We start from the raw sequence: 18,387 nt of genomic DNA, 5'->3' as shown, positions 1-18,387 counted from the left end.
CGCTGCCCGCAAACATGGTCTTGCAGGCATGGGTTTCGGGCACAGACGCAAGTTCTCTACAGATCCCGGTAGCTGATCAGCTCGATCCCGAGGCGGTCGATCTCGCGCCGGACCGCGGGACTGGTAAGCGTCTCCAGACAGGTGACCCGGTCCGCGCATACGTCCTCGTATCCCGGATGACCCAGCGCGGCCAGTTCACCGCCATCGACCGCCGGATGATCGATGAAAATGTGTGTCCCGGGCTCGAGACCACCCAGCGCTTCCACGAAGGACGCTGCGCGGGCCTGGCTGTCCCGTGGATGTGCAGGATAGGGAACGAACCTCGGCAGCCCGTCCTTGAACGGATCGTCCAGAAGTCCGAATTCGGCACAGAGCCCTGAGACAACGTCACCCAGTCCCGCATCGAAATCGGCAAAGTGCCGCACCATGTGACTACTGATATGCGAAGCACCGGGGAAGAGGTCGAGCCCCAATTCGATCTGGGCCCTGAATTCCGCGGCGACTTCTTCGATCCTCCATCGCCGGCCGCTCAGCGACGGCCGGTCGTCACCGGGCCGGTCCTGCAACAGCGGCAGGAAGTTGCCATGCCGGTCGACAAGGCTCGGAGCATGTGTCATGGGGCGCCATTTCACGCCGTCCCATTCGCTGGTCAGCGTCAGATGAATGCCGATATCGACGTCGGGACGGTCCTTGAAAAGCTGCGCCGCATCCGCCACCCAGGCGCAGGGCATCATCACTTCGACACTGCGCGCGATGCCCTCGATGCTGGCCTTGAGGCACCCCTGGTTGGAGGCCCGGCAGGATCCCGCATCGTCGGCACGCACGAGCAATCTGACTTTCTCCGCCACAACTCGTAACCCCGCTTATGTCCGGAACCATCAAAGCACAGTCTGCCGGGCTTGTGCGGACTGTCCTTGTCATGAATTGACGCATTAGAAACGGCCAACGGGTTTGTTTAGAGAATGCCCTAGCGTCGAGCTTGTGAATACGTGCAAGATCGAGAATTTGATGAATATTTGTGCAAGCTCAAAAATCTACAGCTAAAAATCCAAAAACCTTTTCTTTGAGTGCACACTCGCCTAGTCTGATTTTCTTTAAGGCAAGTCGCTAACATTTGAGTATCTCGGGCATGTCCAACGCGCTTTTTGATAAATATGGCGGCTTCAAATCTATCAGCCGTATCGTAATGGACTTTTACGACAAGGTGCTCGACTCCGACCGGATCGGTGATTTTTTCGACGGCATCGACATGCCGAAGCTGATCGATCATCAGACCAAGTTCATTTCGGCGCTTCTCGGCGGACCCGTCTCCTATTCGGACGAACGCCTGCGTCGCGCGCACGCCTCGCTTGATCTCACCCATGAGGATTTCGACGAGATTCGCAGGCTCCTGAGTGAGACCCTGTCCGAACATGGCTTTTCGCCGCAGGACATCGAGACGGTCATGATCGAAATCGAGGCGCGGCGGACAAGCATACTGTCAACGGGCGTGTCATGAGCATCACGGCCATCAACCAGCAGCTCCTGCGCGCGATCGGTGTCGGAATCGCCGTCGTGCGCGGTGATGATCTCCGCTTCCTGTTCAGCAATGCCCCGTTTGCCGAATGGTTCGGCAAGCCGGAGGTCGGCGCTTCCCTGCAGGAGGTGTTGCCTGATATCGATGTCGATGAAGTCCGCACCGCGATGGAGCAGACCGGGCGCTACAACGGCGAGATCTCGGTCAAGCTGAAGCGGCGCACGCTTGTGATCGCATTGGCCATTTCAAGCGCCGATGCGGAAGCAAGCGACCTGCTTGTTGTCGAATGCCAGAACATCACGCGCATCCGCGAGCTGGAATCGATGATCGACAGCTATTCCTCGATGGTCGAGCGCAACACGCGGGAACTGGAACGCGAGAAGGAGCGCGTCGAGCGTCTCCTTCTGAATCTCATGCCGCGCACGGTCTATGAGGAGTTCAAGACCTTCGGCGTGGTCACGCCCCAGCTCTATGACAGTGTCTCGGTGGTCATGCTGGACTTTGTCAATTTCACGAAGTTCTCGGCGAACCACGACCCGACGGTGACCCTGGGCGAACTCAACGATATCTTCACCGCCTTCGACCGCATCGCGGAACAGTTCGGCTGTGAACGGATCAAGACGATCGGCGATGCCTACCTGGCCGTCGCAGGCATGCCCGAACCGTCACCGGATCACATGCGGGCCGTCGCCAATTGCGCCGTCCGCTTCATCCGGTATCTGGAACGCCGCAACCAGAGCCACCAGTACAAATGGGAAGCGCGCATCGGTCTGGGCACGGGGTCGGCGGTCGGGTCCGTCGTGGGCATCCAGAAATACGTCTACGACGTTTTCGGTTCGGCGGTGAACCTGGCGGCGCGCCTGCAGGCCTTTGCCAATCCCATGTGCGTGGTTGCACCCGATTCGATGAAGGAATACCTGGTCGAGGAGTTCCATCTCGATGACCTCGGCAAGCAGGAAGTGCGCAGTTTCGGAGAAATGCGCCTGATGCGGGTCAGCCCCGGTATCGAGCTGACGCGCAAGACCGGACGGTTCTGACAGGGGTCGGATCGCGGCCCCGGGCCACGCGTTGAGCGGCAGTGTGCGAGCATCGCCGGCACCGTCAGTTGTTGTCTTCTTCCTTTTTCCGCCCCAGAACGCTGCCGAGCAGCCCCGGCGGCAATCCGAACCCTTCCTCGACCGCCTGCAGCACTTCCTGGTCGTCGACCTCGCCGTCGATCACTTTCTGCACGTCGATCTGGGTCCGCCCGCCTGTCGCTCTGCGGATGGTCTCGTTGGCCGTTTCCACGAGCTCCTGGGGCGCATCCTTGTTGCCCTGCAGGATCGACATCAGCTCACCGCCGGTTTCCTGCAGTTGCTTGTAGGCCGCCTCGGGATCCTTGAGGATCCCGGCAATGTCGGGATAGATCTGCGGATCGTTCCAGGATCCCTTGATCACGATCGGAACTCCGAGACCGGCCATCTTCTTGTCCTCGCCCTTGCGACGCGGCATCGGCGGTTGTCCTTCGAGCGTCGGCACGATGTTCGGTTCAACGCGCCAGTCGAGACTCTGGCCGGGAAGATCCGTGGTTCCGCTGCCGGTCATCCGCATCAACGGTCCGACCATCGCAAGATCTTCCGTGCGGGCAATACCGTTCTGAATGTTGAACGATGCGCTCAGGGAACTAAAATCGGTCTTTTCCGATGGATTCTCCTGCCAGCCAAGCAAGGTTTCGACGGACAGGCCGCGCACCATTTTCGGAATGTTGATGCCCCGGATCGCACCATCCATGAATTCGTAGCTGGCGGCACCACCCAGTCCCTGGACCAGCGCGAGTTGCGACCCGCCGCTGGAGGTCACATCGAGATTGATGGCGGTCTTGCCCTCAATCCATTCAAAATCCGCGGCATCGCGCAACAGCGGATAGGCACTCAGGCCCGACAGCGTGAACCGCGCGGCCAGCTTTGGCGTCTGCGATGTACCATCCAGCGTCACCGTGCCGTTTCCGGACCCGTCATAGAGCGCCAGTTTCTCAAGATTGGCGGTCAGCACGCCATTTTGGATATTGGCGGACAGGGTGCTTTCATCGATCTTGATCTTGTTCCAGCGGATCTGGCCGGCAGTGACCTTGAAATCGACGTCCGCGGCCTGAAGCCCGGAAAAGTCGATCGGATCGCTGCTCCAGCCGGCCGAGGCGGATTGACCGGCGCCCGCGGTGTTGCCGCCACCGCCGCCGGTCGAACCCGCAGCGCCGCCGCCGGATGCCGAAGGGGCATCGCCCAGATAGGGATCGAGAACCAGTTCCCGCAACGCAAGACGCGCCGTTACCTTGGGTTTTCCGCCAAGGGCGATCCGGCCGTTTGCCTCGCCGCTTGTCTGATCGAGCGTAAACCGGGTTTCTTCAAAGGAAACCGCGTCCGGCTGAATGCCAAAGATACCGGACGCCTTGAATGTCTTCAGACCGCCACCGGGGCCCAAAGGCTGACCAAGCCACGCCATGAGACCCCTGAGATCGGCCGTATCGACATTCACCGCACCGTCGATGTTGCCCGGCAGCACAACCTGGCCCGCGAATCCCGCGCTCACCCTGTTTCCCTTCAGGGAGACGGAGACCGGCGCGGCATTCCCGGCCAGAAGGCTAGCCGTGTCTGCTTCGCCGGCAACGCTGAACGCTTCGCCGCGCCAGGCAAGCGCACCGCTGAGCGAAATCGGATTTTCGAGACCCTGAAGGTCGAGATCAAGCGCCAGATCGGTCAGCCGGTCAGCCTCCGGATCGCCGACCGTCGAGGCAAGGCCCAACCCGCCCACCTCGCCGTCCGAAATGGACACGGACCCGTTCATGTCGAGCCCGGCCACCAGTTCGGCACCGGTCAGTCCGACTGTTTCAAAGGCCAGATCGGCGCTCAGGTTCCCGCTTGCGGGCAGATCCCGTCCGGCGAGCATCAAGAGGTCCTTGATCGACCCGTCCTTGAGGACGAGCCGGCCCGACACTTCGGGAACGAGACCGGACAGGTCCGCGTCCGCGGCCCCGCCGAGCGACAACTGACCGAGCACCAGGTGAAGGTCGGCAAGGGATACGGCGGCCTCCGTACCCGACAACTTCGCGTCGAAAGAATAAGCGCCCGGGTCGGCGTCGAGCGTTTGGCCGGCGAGTTCCGCCAGGGCCTTGAGCGACGGGCCGGCCGAGGTGATCTCAAGCTGCGTGCGGACCGGTTCAAGCCCCGCCTCTCCCGAGATGGAGAACGTGTTCTCACCCGTCGACACCATCAGATCCAGAGGCACCTGCTCGCCCGCCGTCATGCCGAGCGGGTTCTCCAACCCGCCGGCAACGCTGATCGGTATGTCCTGAAGGACGAAACTCGACGTCAGATCAACCTTGCCGGATAGATCTGGAGCGGACAGCGAAAGATCGAGGTCACTGACCTTTATCGGCGTGTCCTGTGAGGCGTCCTTGTAGGTCAGCGTGCCGCCGCTGATTTCAAGACTGTCGACGCCGATGCTCTTCAGATAGCTCCCCGACGGCGCCCCTGTTGCGGCTCCGGCCGTCGGCACCGCGCTTCCGGTGTTGCCCTGTTCCGGGGCCGCAGCGGGCTCCGCGTTTCCGTCGCGAAGGCCGAGATCGCGGCGCGGCTCCCAGCTTGTCGATCCGTTCGGGCTCACTTCCAGGTAAATGTCCGGGTTGTCCAGGCTGATGCCGGTGACCTGGATGTTGCCCGAAAGCAACCCGCCCCAGGCCAGTCCGAACTCCATCCTGTCGGCCCTGGCAAATTCGATACCGTCCGCGCCCGCTTCACCGGACAGACCGATGTCGCGCGCATCGAGCGTGAACCCCGGAAAAAGAGACAGGGAAACGGGGCCGTCCAGCCGGACGCGCCAGCCCAGGCGCTTGTCCACCTGTTCGACCACCTGACGTTTGATCTCGTCCTTGGGCAGGAAAAGAGGGACGATCAGAACGATCGCCACCAGCAAGATCACCAGACTGCCCAGCCCGATCAAAAGACGTCGCATGTTTCAGCGTCTCCTTTCGCGAATCGGCTCCAATGTAGACCAAACAGCCGTTCATCCACACCCACACTGCACCCTGAATTTGACAAAAGCAGGAAACGGAACGAATGCGCAACCGAAGAGGGCGGGTCATCGACGGATTTCAGCCCGCTCAGGAGATGGCAACCAGGTGATTGTCCCAGGAATAACCGGGGGGACGCGACAAAACTTCCGGCGGTTCGTCCGGTTCGCCGACATAAGACACGCCGCCGTTCCCGTCCGAGATCAGAAAACTGCCCTGATCGGCCGGCGCAACACCGCATCCGTCCGGAATGGATTGCGCCCCGAGGAAATTCCATGACCCGGCGCTCCAGAAGAGGGTGTGACCGCCACGCGGTGCCGACGTGGCGATGACATCGCCACGTCCGTTCGCGGTGACGGAACCGATGTAGTTTCTGAGTTTTCCAGCAAAAGGCTGCGGAACATCGATCGTTCGCGGCACGTCGTCCTGATGAATGACGGCAACGAGCGGCGGCGCATCCGAAGCAGGGCCTTCATACTGTCCGCCGACCCAGGCCCGCCCCTTTTCATCCAGTGCCATGTGCCGGAGGGACAATTGATGCAGGGCAGGGTTCAGCCGATGCCGCACCAGCAGATTGCCCGTGGCAGCGTCAATGAAGGCGACGGACGGCTGCATCGTCTCCAGGTTCAGCTTTTCGCGGCCCGTGTCGGGATGTGTTTCGATCCCCCCGTTGGCGACGACCAGCGTCGTTCCGCCGGCAGAAAGCGCGATGTCGTGCGGTCCGATCCCAAAACTCGGAATTTCGCCAATCCTGCGCGGTGGCCACCCGCTGACATCATAGACGCCAATGACACCGCGGTTCGTCGCAAAGTCGTTTTCAACCGCATAGAGCAGCCGCCCATCGGCCGAAAAACACCCATGTCCGTAGAAATGCCGTCCCGTCTCGGCGACAAGCATCGCCGGGCTTACGTCCTCGAAGGGCCGGACGAGGATGGCAAAGGTTCCCGGTCTACGCGCGAAGGCGACAAACCGCTGCCGGTCTGGCGAGACGGCAATCCCGTGGCCCCGGCCGGGAAGCGTTATCCTGGCCAGAACCGTTCCATAGTCATCCAGCAGACCGATACCGTAGCGGCCGTCAGCCATCTTGCAGGCGCTGGCGAACAGCGCCGCATCATCACCCGCGCGCCGCTCAAGCAGGCTTTCCGCCATTGGCGAGCCCGAAAAAGCGGGCGCTGCGGCCAGCCCGCCAAGGGCTGTCAGAAACCCGCGGCGTGAAAATGCGGTTCGCCTAGTCTCCGTCAAGGGCATTGAACCCTCCGGCAAGACCGAGTGCACCGGCAACGCCGTCAGTCATCAACTCCTGGATGGAAGAGAGCGTGATCGAAAGCGCGGCGACACGATTGTAGTTTCCGCCCTCCGCAAACGTCTTGCGCAGAGGCGTTTCGAGTGCTGCAAGATAATTTCCGGCATTCGTGAATTCGAACCCCAATGTATCCAGGGTCCACTGGTCCGCCGGCGCCATCAGCGGTTTGAGATCCATGCTGAGGAGCGCATCCTGAATGCCGTTCAGTTCTCCCGTCAGATAGACGACACTGTTGCCCGACCGGGAAAACGGAAACCGTCTTGGTTTCGCCTTGTCTTCCGACTTTCCAAGCGCCGGGATGATGTCCTGATCCTTGGCGATCGTGACGCCGGTCGCCAGCGCGTTGTAAACAGATTCAAGAGCCTCCTTGCCCGACCGGTACCTGTCGTTTTCCGGTCCGGCGGACAGCAATTGCAGACCATAGCCGTCCGGATCTGCCCAGTCGGCCGCAGCCGCCTCCGCGATCTCCGCGACGTTCGCGGCAATGGCGAGAGCGTAACCACAGGTGTAGTCCCTGTCTTCTCCTGAAAGCCCGAGCGTGACGGTCGTGTCCGTGTCAAAGGCGATCAGTTCGAGGGCGGTCAGGCTTTGCACCGCAACGCTCTTCTTGCCGAGGCTTTGCGCCGATAGCACACTCGGATCCTTCGATGCATAGAGCTTTCTGATCTGTCGTTGCGCCCTGGCGCGCGGGTCCGGCCGGAAAGACAAGCGGCTGAGCCTGTCGTCGTCGAGCAGCGGCCCGAAACGCAGGAACTGGATGCGCGAGAAGTCCCGCACAGTGTCCGAAAACACCTTTTGAAACGCACCGGCAGGCGCTTCGGTTCCCGCCGTGCAAAGCGTGGAAACAGCGTCTGGCAAGCCGGATGCGGTCTCTGCAAAGGCAGCTGTTGCCGGCCGGATATAGCCGGTGATCAAGCCTTCGAGCGGCGGGTTGAAGTCTGCCGCGTTGACGGCTGACGTTCCGGTCAGAAACGCGGTCAGAACCAGGTATTTCATCTAAAGGGACTCCAGAAATCGGATCAGTGCGTTGCGGTGTTCCGGCGGCATATCCACGACCTTGTCACGGGCCTCCTGCGCTTCGCCGCCATGCCATAGCACGGCTTCCAGCAGATTGCGCGCACGGCCGTCGTGAAGAAACCGCGTGTTGTTGTTGACGGTTTGCGTCAGGCCGATGCCCCAAAGCGGTGGCGTGCGCCACTCGCGCCCTGTGGCGTCTCCGACAGGACGATGATCGGCAAGGCCTTCACCCATGTCATGCAGCAGGAGATCGGTATAGGGCCAGATCAGCTGAAACCGGTGCGCCGGATTGTCCGCGTTTCGGCTCGTGACATATTTTGGCTGATGACAGGCAACGCAGCCGGTTTCGTAAAAGACCTGCTTGCCCAGCAACACATCCGGATCATCGACGTCCCGTCGCATCGGCACGGCGAGGTTTTCCGAATAGAAAGTGACAAGATCCATGACCGGATCGGGCGCCTCGGAGATACCAAGATCCGCCTGCTCTCCGTGCGGCATCGCCCTGCAATCGGTTTGGGCTTCAGTACAATCGCCGAAATTGTATGGCTGGTCGGGCGTGCTGATGCCGATGTCACCCAAAAAGGCACCTGCCGTTTGCGTCCGGATCGTCGGATTGGACGCCTTCCAGCCGAACCTGCCGACAGCAAGATCGCCCGTGGCCGGATCGCGCACACGGCTGACTTTTCCGGAAATCCCGTCTTCATCCAGATCGTCCGGATCTGCCAGCGCCTCGATGTCTCCCGGGTGAATGGCCTGCAGGAGCCCCAGGCCGATCATCGGCGGTGCGACACGCGGCGAGATCAGGGTGTCGGGATGCATTTCGCCGAACCCGAGATCGCGGATCTTGTAGATCGGCTTTTGCAGCACGGCCGTTTCACCGCCGTTAAGCGGAACAACAATGTCTTCGGTTTCGATATCGAAACGACCTTCACCGGCGAGACCCTGTACCGCAAAGGCCTGAAACTGGCCGCCATAGGTCGGCTCGGGCACACGTAAGATCTCTTTCGACGCAAGTGCGGCTTTCTGTTCGTCCGTTTCGGGCGGGATGGAAAGACGCAGGAACAGCGAGACCGCTTTTTCACCTGGCAGCGGCGGCCGCCCGCGCCCGTCTTTCAGGTGGCATCCCTGGCATGAGCGTGCGTTGTAGAGCGGGCCGAGCCCGTCGGAAGCACGGGTCGATGATGGCGAAGATGTCCAGAGCTTCTTGAAAAGGCCGTTCCCGACCTTGAAATCGTGCTGCTCTTCGAAGGTAAGATTGGCGTTTGAATGGGAAAAGGCATCCCGGTTCGGACGGCGAGTCGAGGTTCCCGCCCCGCCCTGCATCGGCTCGAAAGCTTCGGGTCTTTCAAAGTCAGCGGGCGCAGCCAAAACCCCGGAGACCTTGGCCTTGTCTTTCTCAGTCAGATCATCGCGGTGGGATAGGATGTCGTCGGCGGCAGCCGCGCTGGCCGCAAGACAAAAACAAAACAAGGCGCCCATGAGCGCCATCAACCGGGACCCCAGTGTCATAGTCGCATCCTGATTGTGGTCCGCGAGCCCCAATTCGCAGAGCGTAACAAACGTCAGGCGGCAGAAAACCGCCGCCTGACGGTCTGCCCTTATTCGAAGACGGCACCCGGGTTGTCGAGGCTGTCCGAACCTTCAAACGCAATCTCGTCCAGGCCGAGCACCTTGACGACGCGCTCGATGGAAGCGGTCTGGTCGACCAGGGCGTCGACAGCGGCCTGAACCACGGCATTGCCCTCTTCATTGCCCTCGCCGATCATCTGATCGTAGGCTTCGCCGCCGTCTGCGCGCGCTTTCATGACCTCGAAGGCGGCCAGTGTCGCATCAAGCTTCGTTTTCATTTCTTCGGCAAGTGCCGGGTCCTTTTCAGCGACCATATCCGCAAGGGACGCACCCGAGACATTGTTGCCGAGCGGGCTCGCATAGGAACCGAAATAGACATTCCGGATGCCGATGACATCGTTCAGGTGCGACATGTGCGTGTTGTCCGCGAAGCAGTCATGCTCTTCTTCCGGATCGTGCAGCAGCAGGCCAAGCTTGATGCGCTCGCCGGCCAGTTCCCCGTAGGACAGCGAACCCATGCCGGTCAGGATCGTCGCAAGACCGCCGTTCTCACCCTTTGCCGCCAGCTCTTCGCGGGCAGCTCCGCCCGGCTCCCAGGCCGCAGCCATTTCTTCCAGGTCGGAAATCAGAAGATCGGTGACTGCCTGCAGATACTGGATCCGGCGCTCGCAATTACCGCCCGTGCAGTTTGCCGGGTCGAAGTCGGTTGCCGGACGTGCGCCGGCGCCCGGGCCGGTGCCGTTGAGATCCTGGCCCCAGAGCATGAATTCGATGGCGTGGTAGCCGGTGACCACGTTGGCTTCGACTTCACCGGCTTCCTGCAGTTGCTCGGCGAGCAGGGAGGCGGTGATATTGCTGGCATCGATGGTCTCGCCGCCGGCTGTCAGCTTCGGATTTGCGATCAGGTTGGCGGCGTAGAACGGATTTTCTTCCGATTCTTCGCCATAGGACGCGTCGACATAGTCAATCAGGCCTTCGTCGAGCGGCCAGGCATTCACCTTGCCTTCCCAGTCATCCACGATGGCGTTGCCAAAACGGTAGGCTTCGGTCTGTTGGTAGGGGTTGCGCGCTTCGATCCACGCGGAACGCGCCTCTGCAAGATTTGCCTCGGTCGGTTCGGCTAGAAACGTGTCGATCGCACCTTTCAGAGTTTTGGCGGTTGCAAGAGAGTCCGCGTAACTTGCCTGAGCGATATCGCCGTAGGTCGACAAGACGTCAGCAGGAGCCGCTGCCATCGCCGGCGTGACAAGCAGAGCCGTGGCCGTCAGTAGACCAAACTTGAGTGATTTCATGGGTCCATCCCCTTTTGGCGCAATCGGAGACATGAAATACCGCCCCATCTGATTGCTAACATGATTTGCGCGACGCAATGATCCATCAGCGCTCATTGGGTGAAACCATTTCATGAAGGTAATTGTCAAGTTTAAAATCAATAAAAATCAATACTTTAGAATGATTCAAAAAAGTTGAGTAGAAAATACCGGATTTCGTTCCCACTTTGAATCCATGAGTGGTTTTAACAAGTCTTTGATGCTCCAGCGGGAATGGTATAGCTATTGGAACCCAAGACGGGACGCCGAAGACAGGAAGAAAAAGATATGCTGAGTGCGCTCAAGAGCTTCGTCCGGGAGATCACGTTTGGTGACAACGGCAAGAAAACCTTTGCGGAAGACGACAAGCGTCTGGCCGCCGCCGCCTTGCTGTTTCACCTGGTCGATATCGACGGCGTCATCGAGGAAAGCGAAAGCGCGAAGCTGAGGGAAATCCTGCAACAGCATTACGAGCTTACCGACAAGGAAACGTCCGAACTGATCGCGGCTGCAAGACAGCGCGACGAGGAGGCCGTCGATCTCTACGGGTTCACCTCGGTTTTGAAAAGAACCACCGACGAGGAAGAACGGCTCGCTATCGTCGAAATGATGTGGGAGATCGTTTACGCGGACGGACACGTCCACGAATTCGAGGATAATACGATCTGGCGTGTTGCCGAACTCCTCGGCGTTTCGACTCGCGACCGCATGACCCTTCGTCACAAGGTGGCCCAGACCGCACCTGAAGACGAAGAGGGGTCTTGACCCTGAGAAAATCTGACAAGCCCCGAAGCACAACCGAACAGCGTATGTTTTTCTGGTTTCAGTGTTTTCTTTGAACTCGCAGTGCAACGGGGGTCGATTTTTGCGGCAAGCTCCCTCATATTTGTGTCATGAGATTTCAATCCAGCCCGGTGACCGGCCCCTCCAAGGTTTTGATCGTCCTGCACCAGGAGACGTCTTCTCCCGGCCGCGTCGGCCAGGAACTTGTGAAGCGCGGCTTCACCCTTGATATCCGCAAGCCCCGTTTCGGCGACACGCTGCCTGACACGATGGCCGACCACGCCGGAGCGGTGATCTTCGGCGGGCCGATGAGCGCAAACGATCCCGACGGCTTCGTTCACAAGGAAATCGACTGGATCAAGGTTCCCCTGAAAGAGGAAAAGCCCTTCCTGGGGATTTGCCTGGGTGCCCAGATGATGGTGAAGCATCTCGGCGGAACCGTTGCCGGGCACCGCGATGAACTGGTGGAGATCGGCTATTACCCGCTGAAACCGACACCGGCTGGCAAGGACCTGATGAATTGGCCGGAGAAGGTTTACCAGTGGCACCGGGAAGGCTTCGATTGTCCGCGCGGAGCAGAACTGCTGGCCGCGGGCCCGACCTACCCCAACCAGGCGATCCGTGTCGGCCCGTCAGCATACGGCATCCAGTTTCACCCCGAGCTGACCCACCAGATGATGGTCAAGTGGACCACCAAGGCAGCCCCGCGCATGGAGCTTCCCGGTGCGCAGCAGCGCCGCGATCATTTCGCCGGCCGCTTCGTCTATGACCCGGCGGTCAGGAGATGGCTCAACGACTTTCTCGACATCTGGATCGGCACGGCGGCAGTCCAGGTGAACCGCGCCCAGTTGAACGCGGCAGAGTAGGCTCCACCGCATCCCTTACGTCCCGAGGACTATTGAACCAGCGTGATTTCGCCGGGCCGCCAGGTCTTTTCGAACCAGGCTTCCTCCGGTCCGTATAATCTCAGAATGGCAAACCAGCCCTTGTTCGCTACAGTCTGTATCCAGTTCTGTTCCTTACCGGCCGGTGCCTCGGGACCGAAGTGTAACGTCACCGATCCGTCGTCGTTTTCCACCATCTTGTCGCGCCGGTTGTTTTTGCTCGGGAAGGACTGGCTCGTCTGCAGTTCGGAGCGTGTCTGCGGGTCATAGACAACAACCGACCAGAAATCCTTTGCCGGAACATCAGCCGGAATGGTCAGCGAATAGGTTTTGGAGCCGTCGAGGAAGGTTCCAGTGTTGTCCGTGACATTGAGAGCATATTGCGAACCCTTACCGGGCAACTTCAGGACCATGGCCGGGGTGTTGACGGTCGCCATGTAGAAGAACATTGTCCTGGCGTCCAGGTAGCGGCCGCCGTTGCCGTCGTCGCGCAACCATTGCCAGTTGCCGCCGATAAACGCAGTGTACCAGCCACTGTTTTCGTACAGGTAGGCTTCCTTGTCGCGCGGCTTCAGCCAGATGGATCTGGCCGTCGCATTCCCGACCGCAACGGCTTCGGTCAGGATCTTTGTCATTCGCTCGTCGGGATTGAAGTCCTTGCCCTTCTCGATGCCGATTGCCGCCGCCAGGCCGCGCAGCTCCGGATCAAACGTTGAGACCGGCTCTTTCTGGATGACGGTGTTCAACTCGTTGTAGAATTCAAATGTGTTCGCATGGATCGTGTTGAACACCTTTTTGGAAACATTGATGAATTCCATGGACGGCGGAGAAGCCTTGTCACGCAGAGGATAGATTTTCAGTCCTGTGCGATAAGCTTCGACGGCTGCGTCCGTCTTGCCGTCGACCAGAAAGCCGCGCGCGATGAACCAGTTGATGTAACTGGTGGATTTGGAGACGAAATAGGTCTCACCATCAACCTCCGCCGTGTAGCCGCCGACAGGCGGATCAAGATCGCCGTCATAATCCGGCGGCAGGATCAGGTATTTTCCACCCTCACCCTTGTCCGGACCGGGCACGCCCATATCCGTTACGAACCTGAAATAGGCATCATTGACCGTCGTCGGTCCCTGTCCCTTCGGCACTTCGATGACAACCGGGCCGTCCCGTTCCAGGTCCAGGATCGAAGAGCCGTAAACAGTATCGGTATTGCCCGTCAGGAACAGCGGATTTGAATCCATCAGGTCTTCGAAGACAGCAAACTTGTTGACCGCATCGACCCCTACATCGGCCATGCCGCGCCGTATGCCTTCAATGGACGTCGCCGGAATGAAGTTCAGGAAGACTTCCATCCCGCGTACGAAGTCGAGCGTGTCGAACATGAGTGCGCTGGTTTCGGGTGTCGGGCGTCCATCCACGAACCTGAGCGTTCCGAACCGGGTCTCCACCTCGTCGGGTGTGAGAATGTCTTCCGGAATTGGCGTGTTATAGCCGGGCGGCGTGACGGTCTTGTCGGAAGCAAGAACTGCCTGGGTTTCGATGAAGAAGCACAGTGCAAACAGTGACACATATCTTTTCATGGCTCTCTCCAGCCTTTGGGCTGACTGCGTCGTTGCGCGGTCCTCTCAGAGACTGGCGAATCTGCCGGTGAAGTCAATTAAAACGCGACGTAAATTCAAAGAAGCGGGGTGTCTGGCACCCCGTTCTGGCGCTGCCTGTTCTGACAGCAGGGCTACTTGATCCGTGCATCTTCGACCGGATAGCCGAGACCACCCTGCTCACCGAAATTCTCCAGGTGGCATTCGCTGCAGGCGCTGATCACGTTGACCGCCTGCGGCGATCCGTTCGGCGCGACCATCATGTAGTACCAGTCGCCGGTTTCCGGTGACGTGCCGGCGGCAACCTTTTCCATCAGGAACAGCGGTCCCTTCGTCACCTTGCCGTCGTCACTGACGGCGAAGGATTCCTTGGCAATCCGGCTTCCGGCGGGCACCACCACGTTCTCCGGCTTGTATTTGAGATATTCGTCCGCCCCGATCGCGTTCACGTAGGTCATCAGGAACCGCCCACCGTGAAATCCCGGAGCCGCCGGAAAGGCGCTGGCCTTGGTCCAGCCGGGATAGTCCTTCACGAACGCCTCCGGGATCCATCTCTTCGGACCCTTTTGATACCCGGCCTGCAGATCCGCCTTCAGGCAGTCGTAGACCGCTTCGGCTTCGTCCCCGGTCAGCTCGTAACCCGGCTTCTGAACATCGCACGCCGCGTGGGCCGCGGTCGTCAGGGCAAGGGATGCAATCGCACCGCCCAGCCAAAAAGGTAGCTTCCTCATTGTTCTCTCCCTTAGCTAACGCCCTTTTCAGGGGCCTGGCCGGAAGAGTGTCCGCCTGCAGAACGCAAGACGACAATTCACATGACAGGTGATCGCATGTGAGTTCGCGTGATTGGCAGGATTTTCAGAATAAAATACAAGTAACTAGCGGGCAGATCGCAGCAAAGTGCGACCTGCTCACCTTTGCTCGATCAGCTTTCGAAGACCACGAGAAGGTCTTTTGCATCGATTTGAGCGCCTGGCGTCACCAGAACTTCCTTGATCGTGCCGTCTCTTTCGGCGTGAAGCGCCGTTTCCATTTTCATCGCTTCGATGGAAACAAGCACATCTCCGGCCGTGACGTCCTGCCCGGCGGCGATGGCCACCGTGGAGATCACGCCCGGCATCGGAGCACCGACATGGGCCGCGTTGCCGTCCTCCGCCTTGCGCATAGCTGCGGCGCCCGTGGCGCCGTGCGCCCGGTCCGGCACCTTGACGTTGCGCGGCTGGCCGTTCAGCTCGAAAAAGACTTTCTTTTCGCCCTTTTCGTCGGTCTCGCCGATCGCCTGGCAGCGCACGACCAGCGTCTTGCCCGGTTCAAGGTCGACAAAGACCTCTTCGCCCGCTTCCAGCCCGTAGAAATAGACGGGCGTGGGCAGAACCGAGGTCGGTCCGTATTGCTGCTGCGCCCTGTCGAAATCGGTAAAGACCTTGGGATACATCAGATAGGACGCCAGATCGATCTCGTCGATGTCACGTCCGACCGCCTCGCCGGCCGTTTTCCGTTCCGCATCCAGATCCGCGTCATCAAGAAGCGATCCGGGGCGCACGTTGATCGGCGCTTCGCCCTTGAGCACTTTCGTCTGCAGAGCCGTCGGCCATCCGCCGGGAGACTGGCCGAGATCGCCGTGCAGCATCTTCACGACACTGTCCGGGAACGCCACGTCCTTGGCCGGATCCTCCACCTCGGAAACGGAGAGACCCTGGCTGACCATCATCAGCGCCATGTCGCCGACCACCTTGGAAGACGGGGTCACCTTGACGATGTCGCCGAACATCATGTTGACGTCGGCATAGGCCTGCGCCACTTCGTGCCAGCGCGTCTCAAGGCCAAGCGAGCGGGCCTGTTCCTTGAGGTTGGTGAACTGTCCGCCCGGCATTTCGTGCAGGTAGACCTCCGACGCACCGAAGCGAAGATCGCTTTCAAAGGCCCGGTACTGCGTGCGCACGGCCTCCCAGTAGAACGAAATCTGGCGGATCGTCTTTGCATCGAGCCCAGTGTCCCGCTCGCTGCCCCTCAGGGCCTCGACGATCGAGCCGAGGCACGGCTGCGACGTCAGTCCCGAAAGCGCGTCCATGGCCGCATCGACCGCATCGGCACCGGCCTCCACGGCCGCCAGAACGGTGGCCGCCGCGATACCGGACGTGTCATGCGTGTGGAAGTGGATCGGAAGACCGGTTTCCTCTTTCAACGCCTTGATCAGAACCCGTGCGGCCTCGGGCTTCAGCAACCCCGCCATGTCCTTGATGCCGAGGATATGCGCACCTGCCGCTTCCAGTTCCTTGGCAAGGCCGACATAGTATTTCAGGTCATACTTGGGCCGGGCGCTGTCCAGCATGTCGCCGGTGTAGCAGAGCACGCCTTCGCAAAGCTTGTTCGCCTCCTGCACTGCGTCCATCGACACGCGCATGTTCTCGACCCAGTTGAGGCAATCGAACACGCGGAACAGGTCGATCCCGTTTTCCGCCGCTTCCTTGACGAAGAACTTGACGACGTTGTCGGGATAGTTCGTATAGCCGACACCGTTGGAGCCGCGCAGCAGCATCTGCAGCAGGATGTTCGGTGCCTTTTCCCGGATGTGGTGCAACCGCTCCCAGGGGCTTTCGGTCAGGAACCGCATGGCGACATCGAAGGTCGCGCCGCCCCAGCACTCCAGCGAGAACAGTGTCGGCAGGCCGACAGCGTAAGCATCCGCGATGTTGACGATGTCATGGGTCCGCATACGCGTTGCCAGCAGCGACTGGTGACCGTCGCGCATCGTCGTGTCGGTGATCAGCGCGCGCTTCTGGTCCTTCATCCAGTCGGCAAAGCCCTTGGGACCGAGCGCGTCAAGAAGCTGCCGCGTGCCCTCCGGTTTGTCGTCGCCGAAATCCGGCACGACGGGCGCGGCCACGTCCTTCGGCGGGCGAACCCGGTTTTTCGTTTCGGGATGGCCGTTGACCGAAACATCGGCGATATAGGTCAGGAGCTTGGTCGCCCGGTCCTGCCGCTTGGTCTGTTCGAACAGCGCAGGCGTCTCGTCGATGAACCGGGTCGTGTAATTGTTCGCCCGGAAGTCGGCATGATCGATGATGTTCTCCAGGAACACCAGGTTGGTCGCGACACCCCGGATGCGGAATTCGCGCAAGGCGCGGTCCATGCGCTTGCGGGCATCTTCGGCGGTCGGCGCCCAGGCGGTGACCTTCTCGAGAAGCGGATCGTAGAAACGGGTGATCACGGCACCCGAATAGGCCGTGCCGCCGTCGAGACGAATGCCGAACCCGGTCGCCCCACGATAGGCGGTGATGCGGCCGTAGTCGGGAATGAAGTTCTGCTCGGGATCTTCCGTCGTGATGCGGCATTGCAGGGCATGGCCGTTGAGACGGATTTTCTCCTGCACGGGAACGCCGCTTTCCGGCGTGCCGATCCTGGCACCTTCCGCGATATGGATCTGCGCCTGAACGATATCGATGCCGGTGACTTCCTCGGTCACCGTGTGCTCGACCTGAACGCGAGGGTTCACCTCGATGAAGTAGATGGAGCCCGTGTCGGCATCCATCAGGAATTCAACGGTGCCTGCACCGCGATAGTTCACGGCCCGGCCGATTTTCAGACCGTATTCGCACAGCTCCGTGCGCTTTGCTTCGTCGAGATAGGGCGCCGGTGCCCGCTCGACCACCTTCTGATGGCGCCGCTGGATGGAGCAGTCTCGTTCGAACAGGTGCACGACGTTCTCGCCGTCCCCGAGGATCTGAACCTCGACATGGCGTGCCCGCTGCACGAGTTTTTCAAGATAGATCTCATCCTTGCCGAAAGCCGCCTTGGCCTCGCGCTTCGCCGCCAGAACTTCCTTTTCGAGCGTCGCCTCGTCCGGGATCACCCGCATGCCGCGACCGCCGCCACCCCAAGAGGCCTTCAGCATCACCGGGTAGCCGATCTCCAGGGCCTGCTGCTTGATCTCTCCGATGTCGTCGGGAAGCGGGTCGGTTGCCGGCATCACCGGCACACCGGCTTCGATCGCCAGGTTGCGGGCGGCGACCTTGTTGCCGAGCCGCCGCATGGTATCGGATTTCGGGCCGATGAATGTGATGCCCGCCGCTTCGCACGCATCCACGAATTCCGGGCTTTCCGACAACAGCCCGTAACCGGGGTGAATGGCATCGGCACCGGCGAGCCTGGCAACCCGAATGATCTCGTCGATGGACAGGTATGCCTCGATCGGGCCGAGGCCCTTGCCGACCTGATAGGCCTCGTCGGCCTTGAACCGGTGCAGGGCAAGCTTGTCCTGTTCGGCATAGATCGCGACTGTTTTCAGGCCGAGTTCATTGGCGGCCCGGAACACCCTGATCGCAATCTCCGATCTGTTCGCAACGAGAATCTTTGTGATCGCCAAAC

General features: G+C 60.4%; 13 protein-coding genes. 4 read left to right on the top strand and 9 right to left on the bottom strand.

Translation table 11 applies throughout. The annotated features are described in order from the left end of the window. Positions 1 to 56: 56 nt before the first annotated feature. Complete coding sequence (locus tag ACO08A_RS12050; RefSeq protein WP_422041749.1) at positions 57 to 824, bottom strand: ChbG/HpnK family deacetylase; 768 nt, start codon at positions 822 to 824, stop codon at positions 57 to 59. A gap of 305 nt (positions 825 to 1,129) precedes the next feature. Between ACO08A_RS12050 and ACO08A_RS12045 the strand changes: the two genes are divergently transcribed. Continuing rightward, the gene (locus ACO08A_RS12045; protein WP_422041288.1) at positions 1,130 to 1,498 is read left to right on the top strand and encodes a group I truncated hemoglobin; all 369 of its coding nucleotides are present in this window, start codon (positions 1,130 to 1,132) and stop codon (positions 1,496 to 1,498) included. Next, a complete protein-coding gene (locus tag ACO08A_RS12040) occupies positions 1,495 to 2,553 on the top strand; it encodes an adenylate/guanylate cyclase domain-containing protein (protein ID WP_422041287.1) in 1,059 nt (352 codons plus the stop codon). The genes ACO08A_RS12045 and ACO08A_RS12040 overlap by 4 nt, the downstream gene beginning before the upstream one ends. Before the next feature lie 64 nt (positions 2,554 to 2,617). On the opposite strand, the gene ACO08A_RS12035 is transcribed toward ACO08A_RS12040, so the two are convergent. From ACO08A_RS12035 to ACO08A_RS12015, 5 genes are all read right to left on the bottom strand, one after another. Beyond that, entirely contained in the window at positions 2,618 to 5,503 is a 2,886-nt protein-coding gene (locus ACO08A_RS12035) for an AsmA family protein (RefSeq protein WP_422041286.1), read from the bottom strand. A gap of 148 nt (positions 5,504 to 5,651) precedes the next feature. Further along, the gene (locus ACO08A_RS12030; protein ID WP_422041285.1) at positions 5,652 to 6,809 is read right to left on the bottom strand and encodes a DUF1513 domain-containing protein; all 1,158 of its coding nucleotides are present in this window, start codon (positions 6,807 to 6,809) and stop codon (positions 5,652 to 5,654) included. Beyond that, on the bottom strand, positions 6,790 to 7,860 hold the full coding sequence (locus ACO08A_RS12025; protein WP_422041284.1) for an imelysin family protein: 1,071 nt from the start codon (positions 7,858 to 7,860) through the stop codon (positions 6,790 to 6,792). The genes ACO08A_RS12030 and ACO08A_RS12025 overlap by 20 nt, the downstream gene beginning before the upstream one ends. Further along, positions 7,861 to 9,390, bottom strand: coding sequence for a di-heme oxidoredictase family protein (locus tag ACO08A_RS12020; RefSeq protein ID WP_422041283.1), 1,530 nt, complete (start codon positions 9,388 to 9,390; stop codon positions 7,861 to 7,863). A gap of 89 nt (positions 9,391 to 9,479) precedes the next feature. Further along, positions 9,480 to 10,742 (bottom strand): imelysin family protein, encoded by a 1,263-nt coding sequence (locus ACO08A_RS12015; RefSeq protein ID WP_422041282.1) that lies wholly within the window; start codon positions 10,740 to 10,742, stop codon positions 9,480 to 9,482. A gap of 306 nt (positions 10,743 to 11,048) precedes the next feature. Here ACO08A_RS12015 and ACO08A_RS12010 point away from each other — a divergent pair, with 306 nt between their 5' ends. Further along, positions 11,049 to 11,525, top strand: a complete 477-nt coding sequence (locus ACO08A_RS12010) for a TerB family tellurite resistance protein (RefSeq protein WP_319384637.1) — start codon at positions 11,049 to 11,051, stop codon at positions 11,523 to 11,525. A gap of 128 nt (positions 11,526 to 11,653) precedes the next feature. Next, positions 11,654 to 12,409 carry a glutamine amidotransferase gene (locus ACO08A_RS12005; protein ID WP_422041281.1) on the top strand — a complete coding sequence of 252 codons (756 nt, stop codon included), beginning with the start codon at positions 11,654 to 11,656 and terminating at the stop codon, positions 12,407 to 12,409. Positions 12,410 to 12,438: 29 nt separating this feature from the next. On the opposite strand, the gene ACO08A_RS12000 is transcribed toward ACO08A_RS12005, so the two are convergent. The 3 genes from ACO08A_RS12000 to pyc form a co-directional block, all read right to left on the bottom strand. Continuing rightward, complete coding sequence (locus tag ACO08A_RS12000) at positions 12,439 to 14,004, bottom strand: DUF1254 domain-containing protein (protein ID WP_422041280.1); 1,566 nt, start codon at positions 14,002 to 14,004, stop codon at positions 12,439 to 12,441. Between the two features lie 152 nt (positions 14,005 to 14,156). Beyond that, on the bottom strand, positions 14,157 to 14,753 hold the full coding sequence (locus ACO08A_RS11995) for a hypothetical protein (RefSeq protein ID WP_422041279.1): 597 nt from the start codon (positions 14,751 to 14,753) through the stop codon (positions 14,157 to 14,159). Between the two features lie 191 nt (positions 14,754 to 14,944). Next, the gene (gene pyc / locus ACO08A_RS11990; RefSeq protein WP_422041278.1) at positions 14,945 to 18,385 is read right to left on the bottom strand and encodes a pyruvate carboxylase; all 3,441 of its coding nucleotides are present in this window, start codon (positions 18,383 to 18,385) and stop codon (positions 14,945 to 14,947) included. Positions 18,386 to 18,387: the final 2 nt, after the last annotated feature.

This window comes from Roseibium sp. (assembly GCF_965232425.1).
In the GTDB taxonomy this organism is placed as follows: Bacteria; Pseudomonadota; Alphaproteobacteria; order Rhizobiales; family Stappiaceae; genus Roseibium.
The sequence above is the reverse complement of the archived record's forward strand: the minus strand, read 5'-3'. Positions and strand labels throughout refer to the sequence as shown.